Raw genomic sequence first — 13220 nt, forward strand, 5'->3', positions numbered from 1 at the left:
CGTGAAGCGTAAAAATAAGGATGAATTTATACAGAGCACAATAAACGTATTTGTAAATAATGATTTCTTGATATTAGTAAATTTTAAATCTATAAATGCTAATGATTCATTAACTCTGAGGAATAGCCTGAAGTCTATAGCAGGTGGGGTATTAGTAGTTAAAAACACTCTAGCGCGCTTGGCTTTGGAAAGGACTGGTAAATTTTCTTATTTATCAGGCAAATTTTCTGGTTCTGTTGCTATTATATACTCTAGTGGCATAGTAGAAGCTGCAAAGTTAATAGTTGATTTTATTAATGCTAACAAAGAAAAAATGTCTGTGATTTGCGCGGCTCATATAAATGAATTGTTAACAGTGGAAGATGTTAATAAACTGGCTAAGTTGCCTTCTCTGGATGAATTGCGTGTTAAAATTATGCATTTAATATCTTATGATATTCCTGCTCGATTGGCGTTGTCTATTAATTCATCTTCTATGAGGCTTATGAGAGTTTTGGATTATTATAGTTCTAAAAAATAAATTTGTTGTTAAGTAAGGTGGTAATTATGAGTAATGTAACAAGTGATTTGGTTGATAAAATATTATCTTTAAACTTATTAGAGGCTTCTGAACTTGTAAAAGTTCTAGAAGAGAAAATAGGGTTACCTGCTGGTTCTTTTCTTGGTGGGGCTGTTGGTGCTGGGGCGCCTATTAGTGATAATGCTGCTCCTGCTGCTCAAGAAAAAGCTGAGTATAAAGTTGTGATTAAAGAAATTGATGCGAGTAAAAAAATAGGAGTTATTAAAGCTGTGAGAGAAGTTAATTCTACATTGGGTTTAAAAGAAGCAAAAGAGTTGGTTGAATCTTTACCTAAAGATTTAACTGCTAATGTTCCTAAAGACGAAGCAGAAAAAATCAAGCAAAAACTTATTGAAGCAGGAGCAACTAAAGTGGAGCTTGAATAACGTTTAATATATTAATTTTATATTGATATAGCTCTTTTAATTAGTTTGGGGTATTTTAATGGTTGATTCTTCTTATATGTACGCTTCCGGTGCTTTTGTTCCTAGAGTTTCTTATTCTAGGTCGATTGATTTAAAAGATTCTTTATTGGATTTGGTTAAGGTTCAAAAAGAATCGTATGATTCATTTGCTCCTAAGAATAAGGGTAATGAAAGACTTGAAGTTATCTTTCATACAATCTTTCCAATAAATGATCCTTTGCGTAGGGCTACTATTGAGTTTATAAGTTGTAGGGTAGATGATCCTAAGTATGATGAATCTGAGTGTATAAAGCGTGGTGTAACTTTTTCTGCTCAGGTTATTGCTTCTATACGTCTTGTTGTTATGCAGGATGGTATTTCTCTTGATGAATATAAATCGATTAAAGAGAGTGGAGATCATTCTAAACTTGCAACCGTTGTAAAATCTATAGAAGAGCAGAAAGTCCACTTTTGTGGGTTGCCTATGATGACTGATAAGGGCACTTTCATCATTAATGGTGTGGAAAAAGTTATCGTCTCACAAATGCATAGGTCTCCTGGTGTATTTTTTGATAGCGATAAGGGAAAAACTTACAATTCTGGTAAATTGATCTATTCTGCTAGAATTATTCCTTATAGGGGTTCTTGGCTTGATATTGAATTTGATGTTAAAGACCATTTGTATTTTCGTGTTGATAGAAAAAGAAAATTGTCAATCTCAGTTTTATTAAAGGCGTTGGGTCTATCAAATAATGATATACTCGATAGATTTTATGAGAAAATAAAGTATGTAAAACATAAAGATGGTTGGAAAGTGCCTTTTGTTCCTGATAAATTTAAAGGAGTGAGGCTGCCTTTCGACTTAATGGATATTGAAGGTAATGTGCTGCTTAAAGCTAACGTTCGTATTACCTCAAGACTAGCTAAAAAGCTATATGATAATGAATTGAAAGAGTATCTGGTTCCTTTTAATTCTATATGTGGTTTATTCCTCGCAGAAGATTTAATGGATAGTGCTAGCTCTACGAAAATTTTATCTGCTGGTGAATCTATAAAGCTGGAAGACATAAAGAAGCTTGAGTTATTGTCTGTGGATGAAATATCAGTATTGAACATAGATAATGTATCTGTTGGACCTTATATATTAAATACGCTTTTCTTAGACGAAAACATGTCTTATCAGGATGCGCTATATGAAATATATAGAGTTTTGCGTCCTGGTGAAGTTCCTGTTTTAGAGATAGTAGAGGAGTTTTTCCGTAATCTTTTCTTCAGTCCGGAATATTATGATTTGTCTAACATTGGTAGGTTGAAGCTTAACTCTTACCTTGGATTAAATTATGATGAGGATTTAACTGTTTTAACGTATGAAGATATTATTGAAATTGTGAAAAAAATAGTATTGTTACGTGACGGTCAAGGATCTGTAGATGATATTGATCATTTAGGAAACAGAAGAGTAAGATCAGTTGGAGAGTTTATAGAAAATCAATTTAGAGCTGGGTTGTTGAAATTGGAACGCGCAATAGTTGATTCTATGTCCACTTCTAGTTTAGATAAAGTTTCTCCATCTGATTTTATTAATCCAAAAGTGTTAACTAATGTCTTAAGAGATTTCTTCAATTCTTCTCAATTATCTCAATTTATGGATCAGACTAATCCGTTATCTGAAATAACACATAAAAGAAGGTTGTCCGCGTTAGGTCCTGGCGGTTTAACAAGAGAACGGGCAGGATTTGAAGTGCGTGATGTTCATCCAACTCATTATGGAAGAATTTGCCCTATTGAGACTCCTGAAGGGCAAAATATAGGGTTAATCAACAGCTTAGCTATATACGCGCGTATTAATAAATATGGTTTCATTGAAAGTCCTTATAGAAAAGTAGTTAATAGGGTTGTTACTGATCAAATTGAGTATCTGTCTGCCATAGATGAAGGTTTATATTATATAGCTGATACCAGCGCAAAGCTCGATGAAAATAATTGCTTTGTTGATGATATGCTATACTGTAGATATGCTAGTAGTTTCATTATGGTAAGTAGTGATCAGGTGAGTTACATTGACGTATCTCCTAAGCAGGTAATATCAGTTGCGGCTTCCTTGATTCCATTTTTAGAAAATGATGATGCTAATAGAGCATTAATGGGCTCAAATATGCAACGTCAGGCCGTACCTTTATTGAAGCCTACCGCTCCTCTGGTTGCTACTGGTATGGAGTCTTTTGTAGCTTCTGGCTCTGGTGCTGTAGTTTTAGCAAAACGCGATGGCATAGTTAATAGTTCTGATAGTAACTCTATAGTTATACATGCTTTTGATAAAGAAAGGGTTAACTACTTGGACGTAGATATTTATCATCTAAGGAAATTTCAGCGTTCTAACCATAATACTTGTATTAATCAAAGGCCGCTAGTGTGCGTAGGTGATTATGTTAAAAAGGGTGATGTAATAGCTGATGGTCCTGCAATTAACAGTGGTGAGTTGGCGCTTGGTAAAAATTTGCTAGTCGCTTTTATGTCTTGGCAAGGTTATAATTTTGAAGACTCTATTATTATTTCTAGTGAAGTTGTTAAAAAAGATCTCTTTACTTCTATTCATATAGAAGAATTTGACTGCGTTGTACATGATACCCCTTTAGGATCAGAAAAAATAACTCGTGCTATACCTGGTATTAATGAAGAAAATCTATATCACTTAGATGATAGTGGTATAGTGAAAATTGGTACAAGAGTTGGTCCAGGCTATATTTTGGTAGGTAAAGTTACACCTAAACCTTCTCTTTCATTGCCTCCTGAAACAAAGTTATTAATGACAATTTTTGGTGAAAAGTCATTCGATTGTGCGGATTCCTCTTTATATACATCTCCAGATGTTGAAGGGACAGTAATTGATGTACAAGTCTTTACACGCAGGGGGGTTGAAGAAAATGAAAGGGCATTACTCATCAAACAAAAAGAGGTAAATGACTTTGAGGAAGAGCGAGATTATATAATCAATGTTACTAGTGAATATTTCTATGATGAACTGAAGAAACTTCTTATTAATTCTGGTTCTCAAGATCGAGAAAAATTTGACTCTATTGAACGTGAGCAATGGTGGGGTATAGGATTAAAAAACCAATCCATTTCTGAGCAAGTTAAGAGCTTAAAAAAAGATTTTGATGAAAAAGTATCACATGCAATAGCACAGTTTAAGCGAAAAGTAGAAAAATTACATGAAGGTTATGACCTGCCTCAAGGTGTGTCGATGTCAGTAAAAGTTTTCATTGCTGTGAAACATAGTCTGCAACCAGGGGATAAAATGGCTGGTAGACATGGAAATAAAGGTGTGATTTCTCGAGTTGTGCCAGTGGAAGATATGCCTTGTTTAGAAGATGGTACTCCTGTTGATATTATTCTTAACCCTCTTGGTGTTCCTTCGCGAATGAATGTAGGGCAAATACTGGAAACGCATGTAGGTTGGGCTTGTAGAAAATTAGGGGAAAAGGTAAGTAATATTCTCGATGAGATCAATAAAATCAAAAGTGCTTTTTGCAAGGGAATTAGGTCCCTTAACGATGATAATTTTACACAATTTGCAGTAGCATACCTTAACAATAAAAAAATTGAAAATATTGATGATGATGAAATAACGGCTTCTGTTTTAAATACACCTAATAAGAATGCACTAAATGACGAGTTGAATGCATTAGTAGAGAGTTATTTGAACTCTTGTAAAAGTTCATACAGCAATTTACGTGACTTCCTGATTGAGGTTTATAGCTGTGGCAGTAACGTATCTATCTGTAATGATATTCGTAATATTAGTGATAATAATCTCATTGAATTTGCACGCAAATTACGTGATGGCGTTCCTGTTGCTGCACCTGTATTTGAGGGTCCAAAAGATGAACAAATAGCAAAATTATTTGGACTTGCTGGTTTGGATAACTCTGGACAAGCTGTATTATATGACGGTTGCAGTGGTGAAAAATTCGACCGCAAGGTTACAGTTGGTTACATGTACATGCTTAAGTTGCACCACTTAGTTGATGGTAAAATTCATGCGCGTTCAGTAGGGCCTTATAGTTTGGTTACTCAACAACCTCTAGGAGGAAAATCTCATTTTGGTGGTCAGCGTTTTGGTGAAATGGAATGTTGGGCATTACAAGCCTATGGTGCTGCTTATACTTTGCAGGAAATGTTAACTGTGAAGTCTGATGATATTAATGGTAGAGTTAAGATTTACGAATCGATAATAAAAGGTGACAGTAATTTTGAATGTGGAATTCCTGAATCCTTTAATGTGATGATAAAAGAACTACGTTCTTTATGTTTAAATGTAGATTTAAAGCAAAATGATGTAGTGATTGAAGATATATCTCACACTAACATTGCACAACCTTTTAATGAGGTTAGCATATCGATTGCTAGCCCTGAAAGTATTAAGCGTATATCTTGTGGTGAGATAGAAGATGTTTCAACTGCAAATTATCGTACGTTCAAAGTTGAGAAAGGTGGATTATTTTGCCCTAAGGTTTTTGGCCCTGTCAATGACGATGAATGTTTATGTGGAAAATACAAAAAAAGAAGACACAGAGGTCGCATATGTGAAAAATGCGGAGTAGAAGTTACATCTTCTAAAGTAAGAAGAGAAAGGATGGGTCATATAGAGCTTGCATCTCCTGTTGCTCATATATGGTTTTTGAAATCGCTTCCTTCAAGAATTGGAGCATTATTGGATATGTCTCTCAGAGATATTGAGAATATTTTATATAGCGATAATTATATCGTGATAGATCCTCTTGTTTCGCCTTTAGAAAAAGGTGAGATTATTAGTGAAAAAGCTTATAATGAAGCTAAAGATAGCTATGGGATCGATAGTTTTGTAGCTATGCAAGGTGTTGAAGCTATAAGAGAGTTGCTAACGCGCCTTGATTTACATGAAATTAGGAAGGATTTAAGACTAGAATTAGAGTCTGTTGCTTCTGAGATAAGAAGAAAGAAAATTATAAAGAGATTGCGTATTGTTGAAAACTTCATTAAGTCTGGAAATAGGCCTGAGTGGATGATACTTACAACTATACCTATTTTACCACCTGATTTGCGTCCTTTGGTATCGCTTGAGAGTGGTCGTCCTGCAGTTTCTGATCTGAATCATCATTATAGGACTATTATTAATAGAAATAACAGGTTGAGGAAATTGTTGAGCTTAAATCCTCCTGAGATTATGATTCGTAATGAAAAAAGGATGTTACAAGAAGCAGTTGATTCTCTTTTTGATAATAGTCGTCGTAATACTTTGGTAAATAAAGCTGGTGCTGTTGGATATAAAAAGTCCATTAGTGATATGTTAAAAGGAAAACAGGGTCGTTTTCGCCAGAACCTCTTAGGAAAAAGAGTAGACTACTCTGGACGTTCTGTAATAGTTGTTGGTCCAACTTTGAAACTAAATCAGTGTGGATTACCAAAAAGAATGGCTCTTGAACTATTCAAACCTTTTGTTTACTCAAAGCTTAAGATGTATGGTATGGCTCCAACTATTAAGTTTGCTAGTAAGTTGATAAGAGCAGAAAAACCAGAAGTTTGGGATATGCTTGAAGAGGTAATAAAAGAGCATCCTGTTTTGTTGAATAGAGCGCCTACGCTACATAGACTTGGTATTCAGGCTTTTGAGCCAATCCTTATTGAAGGCAAAGCAATACAGCTTCATCCGCTTGTCTGTACGGCGTTTAATGCTGATTTTGATGGTGACCAAATGGCAGTGCATGTGCCAGTTTCATTGGAAGCTCAGCTTGAAGCTAGAGTGTTGATGATGTCCACTAATAACGTTTTAAGTCCTTCTAATGGCAGACCGATTATAGTTCCTAGTAAAGATATGGTACTTGGTATATATTATCTGACTTTACAAGAACCTAAGGAAGATAATTTACCATCTTTTGGTGCTTTTTGTGAAGTTGAGCATTCCTTGAGTGATGGTACTTTACATATTCATTCTAGTATAAAGTATAGGATGGAGTATATTAATAGCAGCGGTGAAACTCACTATAAAACTGTTTGTACAACTCCTGGCCGTTTAATATTATGGCAGATTTTTCCTAAGCATGAGAATCTAAGCTTCGATCTAATAAATCAGATATTAACAGTCAAGGAAATAACTGGTATAGTTGATTTGGTATATCGTAACTGTGGTCAAAGTGCTACAGTGGCATTTTCTGATAAATTAATGGTACTTGGCTTTGAGTATGCCACATTTTCTGGTATTTCTTTTGGTCGTTGTGATATGGTTATACCTGAAACTAAAGCTACACATGTTGATCACGCGAGGGGTGAAATTAAGAAATTCTCTATGCAATATCAAGATGGGCTAATAACTAGAAGTGAGAGGTATAACAAGGTTATAGATGAATGGTCTAAGTGTACGGATATGATAGCTAACGATATGTTAAAAGCAATATCTATATATGATGGAAATAGTAAGTACAACTCAGTGTATATGATGGTTAACTCTGGTGCAAGGGGTTCTACTTCACAGATGAAACAGCTAGCAGGAATGCGAGGGCTCATGACCAAACCTTCTGGTGAGATTATAGAAACACCTATAATTTCTAATTTCCGTGAAGGATTGAACGTATTTGAATACTTTAATTCTACTCACGGTGCGCGTAAAGGTTTAGCTGACACTGCGCTTAAAACTGCAAACTCTGGATACTTGACTCGTCGTTTAGTTGATGTGTCTCAAAATTGCATAGTTACAAAGCATGACTGTAAAACAAAAAATGGTCTTGTTGTGAGAGCTACAGTTGAAGGAAGTACTATAGTTGCATCTCTAGAGAGTGTTGTGCTGGGTAGAACAGCTGCAAATGGTATATATAACCCAGTGACAAAAGAATTATTAGTAAAAGCAGGGGAATTAATTGATGAGGATAAAGTAAAGCAAATCAGCATTGCAGGTCTTGATGCTGTAAAAATTAGATCGCCTTTAACTTGTGAAATAAGTCCTGGTGTGTGTTCTTTATGTTATGGAAGAGACCTTGCAACTGGTAAAATTGTTTCAATAGGTGAAGCAGTTGGTGTTATAGCTGCTCAATCTGTTGGAGAGCCAGGTACTCAGTTAACGATGCGTACTTTCCATATAGGTGGAGTAATGACTAGAGGCGTTGAATCCTCGAATATTATAGCTTCTATTAATGCTAAAATAAAGTTAAACAATAGTAATATAATTATAGATAGAAACGGAAATAAAATTGTGATAAGCCGTTCCTGTGAAGTCGTGTTGATTGATAGCCTTGGTAGTGAGAAATTGAAGCACAGTGTACCTTACGGCGCTAAACTTTATGTAGATGAGAGTGAGTCAGTAAAAGTTGGCGATAAAGTTGCGGAATGGGATCCTTATACATTGCCTATTATCACGGAGAAGACTGGTACAGTGTCTTATCAGGACTTAAAAGATGGAATTTCGATCACTGAAGTGATGGATGAATCTACAGGAATATCAAGCAAAGTAGTAAAAGACTGGAAATTGCATTCTGGTGGAGCTAATTTACGTCCTCGTATTGTGCTGCTTGACGATAATGGTAAAGTAATGACACTCGCAAGTGGCGTTGAAGCATGTTATTTTATACCAATCGGTGCAGTGCTCAATGTACAAGATGGCCAGAAGGTTCATGCAGGTGATGTTATTACAAGAACACCAAGAGAGTCAGTTAAAACTCGTGATATTACTGGTGGTTTACCGAGGGTTATAGAGTTATTTGAAGCACGTCGTCCTAAAGAGCATGCTATTGTTAGTGAGATAGATGGCTATGTAGCGTTTTCTGAAAAAGACCGTAGAGGAAAACGCAGTATATTAATTAAACCTGTAGATGAACAAATTTCTCCAGTTGAATATTTGGTATCAAGAAGTAAGCATGTAATAGTCAATGAAGGTGATTTTGTACGTAAAGGTGATCTATTGATGGATGGTGACCCTGATCTTCATGATATTTTACGTGTGCTTGGGTTAGAAGCTTTAGCACACTATATGATTTCTGAAATACAGCAAGTTTATAGATTGCAGGGTGTTCGTATAGACAACAAGCATTTAGAGGTGATCTTAAAACAAATGTTACAAAAAGTGGAAATTACTGATCCTGGTGATACTATGTACTTGGTTGGCGAAAGCATTGACAAGCTGGAAGTTGATAGGGAAAATGATGCTATGAGTAACTCTGGCAAACGGCCTACTCATTATCTTCCTATCCTGCAGGGGATTACTAGGGCAAGCCTTGAAACTAGCTCCTTTATTTCTGCTGCCTCTTTCCAAGAGACAACAAAAGTACTTACAGAAGCAGCATTCTGCGGGAAGAGTGATCCTTTAAGTGGATTAAAAGAAAATATTATAGTAGGAAGATTAATTCCTGCTGGTACAGGTTTGATTATGAATAAGATCAGAGCACTTTCACTTTGTGATAATGTAGATCAATATGAAAAATATTTTGATATTGAAACTTATGATGAGAAATGGTTGATGGATAATGGTTGTCATTTACACTCTGGTGAGGAAGAGAGCGTAGTGGCATATGATCAGTCGAATTGAGTACAGCTAGTGTGTCTCTTGACCAAAAAAGCCAATAATATTTTCTTTTACTTCCGTGCTATCTGTCATGTTATTTACTCTCATGCGAAATTCAGATGAGCTTTGAAGCCCGCTACTGTACCAACCTATGTGTTTGCGGGCCATCTTTATTCCTGTGTCATTTCCATAGTACTCAAGAATATTGTCGTAATGCTCGAGTATGATGCTTAATCTCTCTGAAGCTGTTGGTTCAGAAGTTTCACTTTCACTGAGAAAGTTCATTGCTTGATTAATCAGCCAAGGTTTACCGTAGGCACCACGACCTATCATCACTCCGTCTGCTCCAGATTCTTTGAGAGCATTCTGAATATCATTTAAATTTTTAATATCACCATTCACTATAACTGGGATTTTTACTTGTTCTTTAACATTTCTAACGAATTTCCAATCTGCTTGACCGTTATAGAGCTGCGCTCTTGTTCTTCCATGCACAGTAATCATTTTTGCTCCTAACTCCTCGGCAATTTTTGCTAAACGCGGAGCATTGCGATTTTCATCGTTCCATCCAGTGCGCATTTTCACTGTAACTGGCACATTCACTGCCTTGACTACAGCCTCAATTATCTCAGCGGCTTTTTTCTCATCACGCATTAGCGCTGATCCTGCATAACCGTTTACAACTTTTTTAACAGGACAACCGAAATTTATATCTATTATTTTTGCACCCATATCCTCATTTAGTTTTGCAGCCTCTGCCATTACATCCGGCTCGCATCCAGCAAGCTGAACAGCAGTTAGCTCATCAACTTTTGCTTTTTGTAGACTCTGGCGAGTTTGCATGATCATGGCTCTGCTTGCAATCATCTCTGAAACCAACAAACTTGCACCTAGCTTCTTTACAATACTTCTAAACGGATAATCAGTTACCCCTGACATTGGAGCTAAAATAACTGAAGAATCAATCGTCAAACTTCCTATTTGCAGGGGCATGAGGTTAATGATAATTCTTCATTGTGAACTACGTAATGTTACAAAACGAGCCCGTATGCTGCACCTCTGAAGTAGAAGATGTCTTCGTCCTTGGCGAAAGATCGCATAAAAGTTCATTTTCTAGATTTTCTCTCCACTCTTTATCCTCCATAAGTACTTTTGCAAACTCTCTTCTTTTCCCATTCAAATCAAATTTATATTCTGATAACTTTTTGTCAATCTCATCAAATGATTTGCCTTCATTAAGCATTTGTGTAACTCTACGAGCATTTTCTAATGCGAATATTCCACAGTTATGCCCATCGCTTTGTTGTCTGGCTCCGGAGCTTCTTATATTACAGTTTTCTATTTCCAAAACTGCTTCCAGTGCGCTCACTATATTATCAGTATTTATTGGGACATTAATTAATTCATTTTTCTTGTCCCGACACGTTTGTGCTGTTTTTCGGACATCTTGACCCATTTCTTTTTTTCCTTGTGCATTTAACTCACTGGCTTGGTTAGTAAGAGGTGTAAATAACTTGTCTTTAATTTCATTTGCAAGTTTTATACTACTACGTTTACTACCAGGACTTGGTAATTTAGCACTAAAGGAATCACAGTAATAAGCACTAAATTGTTTATCATCTGGGTTGTACGCGACAACTAGTGTGGTCCAATGAAGATTTCCTAAATTCACCACTGAAGTGAACGTTACTTTTAGATTTTCCTGTTCTGCTTTATTTTTATATTCTTTCAATCTTTCATTTAAAGAGTCAAGATTACCAGGGATACAGAAGAATACACCATCCGTAAAACCTTCTGAATACTTATATTTAATTCTTGCAATATGAGCAATATCATGTTGCTGCAACCAGTAAGCGTAATTCTTTCTATTTGTCTGATGCACAAGAGTGTCCAAATTTTCATGAAACTCTTTACCACCCAAACCACTATCCAAAGAGCTTCTACGGCTACTGTTCCTTGAATCGGGTTCACTGCCTGGTACAATACCACTATCTCCATCTTGAGTTTTTTGCTCACCTTGACCTGCTCCTTTCCCATTAATATAACCCTTCGCTAAGTAAAATAAAGGTTCAACAACCATTTTGTATGCTGCTGTAACAACTATTCCCATTATAATCCAAATCACAGGATGAGAAATTAGCATAGCAAGTGGAAAGGTCAATAGAGGAAATCCTATTATCAACCCCAAACAGCCAACAGCAAATGTGGCTGCTAGGCATACACAAGTAGCGTAGATAACGAATTTCCCACCAGCAAAGTAAGTGCTCTCTTTAAATTGATTATATTTTTCTGTGATGCCCAACATACTATATCCTATGAACGCTAAGTTAATTAAATTTTAACAAATTCTAACAAAAAAATCAACCATAATAATTTTAGTAGTATGAGAAAATATTGAGTATTAAGAGCTTTTGAAGTACAGTAGCAATGTTAGTAATAGCACAATATATGCACGATATAGAATATATACGCAAAAACCCTGAAGGATTTGAAAAGGCAATGAGAAGCAGGGAAATTAGAGAATCTACTGCAAAAGAGATATTAGAAATTGATCACGAGAAAAGGTCATTAACCACTAAATTGCAAGATTTAAATAGGCAGCGCAATGAAATCACAGAGGAAATAAAGAAGCTTAAAATGAGCAAGAGCCCCTGTGAAGAGCAAATAAAATCATCAAAAAGCATCACAAATGAGATAGAGGCAATCAGCTTAAAAGAACAAGCAGAAAAGGATAAGTTAGTGAATGTTTTATCTAGCTTACCAAATACTTCTGCGCAAGATGTGCCAATAGGCGCAGATGAGAACTCTAATTTAGAGGTGAGAAGATATGGAGGAAAAAGACAGTTTGATTTTACAGCAAAATCTCATTATGAACTCGGAGAAAAATTAGGTTTAATGGACTTCGAACAAGCGGCGAAAATTTCCGGATCAAGATTTGCGATATTAAAAGGACAGTTAGCTAAGCTTGGACGAGCGCTAATAAATTTTATGCTTGAAATGCATGTTAATGAATTTGGCTATACTGAGGTGTACCACCCAGCTTTGGTGAAAAACGAAGCTATGTATAATGTTGGTCAGCTACCGAAATTTTCTGACGATTCGTATTTAACTACCGACGAATTGAGGTTGATTCCCACAAGTGAAGTGTTTTTAACAAATTTGGTTGCTGATAAAATAGTAGAGGAAAAAGAACTGCCTATTCGTTTTACTGCGTATTCAGAGTGTTTTCGTAAAGAAGCAGGCAGCGCAGGGCGAGACACGAGAGGCATGATAAGGCAACACCAATTTGGTAAAGTGGAGTTGGTGAGTATTACAACTGAAGACCAATCAAATGATGAACTTGAGCGCATGACGAGTGTTGTTGAAGAGATATTAAAAAAACTAGAATTACCGTATAGAGTAATGCTACTGTGTAGTGGTGATATGGGTTTTGCTGCACAAAGGACTTATGACATAGAGGTATGGTTACCTGAGCAAAATAAATATAGAGAAATATCAAGCTGCTCAAATTGTGGTGCATTTCAAGCAAGAAGGATGAACGCTAAATACTCTTCAGAAACTGATAAAAAGATAAAAAAATATGTTCACACTTTAAACGGCTCAGCTTTAGCTATAGGAAGAACGATTGTTGCCATAATGGAGAATTATCAAAATTCTGACGGGTCGATTGCAATACCAAACGTGTTGCAAAAATACATGAGTAATGATACTGTTATAAGCAAATAAT

At 35.9% G+C, this 13220-nt stretch carries 6 protein-coding genes; 4 read left to right on the plus strand and 2 right to left on the minus strand.

What is annotated here, in order from left to right:
• The first annotated feature begins 1 nt into the window (after position 1).
• The 3 genes from rplJ to ABWU58_RS07045 are packed head-to-tail and all read left to right on the plus strand — an operon-like array spanning position 2 to position 9517.
• Positions 2–520, plus strand: coding sequence for a 50S ribosomal protein L10 (gene rplJ / locus ABWU58_RS07035; protein ID WP_353283033.1), 519 nt, complete (start codon positions 2–4; stop codon positions 518–520).
• Between the two features lie 26 nt (positions 521–546).
• On the plus strand, positions 547–945 hold the full coding sequence (gene rplL, locus ABWU58_RS07040) for a 50S ribosomal protein L7/L12 (protein ID WP_353283034.1): 399 nt from the start codon (positions 547–549) through the stop codon (positions 943–945).
• Between the two features lie 58 nt (positions 946–1003).
• Positions 1004–9517 carry a DNA-directed RNA polymerase subunit beta/beta' gene (locus ABWU58_RS07045; RefSeq protein WP_353283035.1) on the plus strand — a complete coding sequence of 2838 codons (8514 nt, stop codon included), beginning with the start codon at positions 1004–1006 and terminating at the stop codon, positions 9515–9517.
• 6 nt (positions 9518–9523) lie between these two features.
• On the opposite strand, the gene dusB is transcribed toward ABWU58_RS07045, so the two are convergent.
• Together dusB and ABWU58_RS07055 are read right to left on the minus strand one after the other, a co-directional pair.
• Positions 9524–10486 carry a tRNA dihydrouridine synthase DusB gene (gene dusB, locus ABWU58_RS07050; protein WP_353283036.1) on the minus strand — a complete coding sequence of 321 codons (963 nt, stop codon included), beginning with the start codon at positions 10484–10486 and terminating at the stop codon, positions 9524–9526.
• 28 nt (positions 10487–10514) lie between these two features.
• A complete protein-coding gene (locus tag ABWU58_RS07055; RefSeq protein WP_353283037.1) occupies positions 10515–11798 on the minus strand; it encodes a hypothetical protein in 1284 nt (427 codons plus the stop codon).
• 143 nt (positions 11799–11941) lie between these two features.
• On the opposite strand from ABWU58_RS07055, the gene serS reads away from it, so the two are divergent.
• Positions 11942–13219 carry a serine--tRNA ligase gene (serS, locus tag ABWU58_RS07060; protein WP_353283740.1) on the plus strand — a complete coding sequence of 426 codons (1278 nt, stop codon included), beginning with the start codon at positions 11942–11944 and terminating at the stop codon, positions 13217–13219.
• Position 13220: the final 1 nt, after the last annotated feature.

Source organism: Wolbachia endosymbiont (group A) of Pogonocherus hispidulus (assembly GCF_964028195.1).
In the GTDB taxonomy this organism is placed as follows: domain Bacteria; phylum Pseudomonadota; class Alphaproteobacteria; order Rickettsiales; family Anaplasmataceae; genus Wolbachia.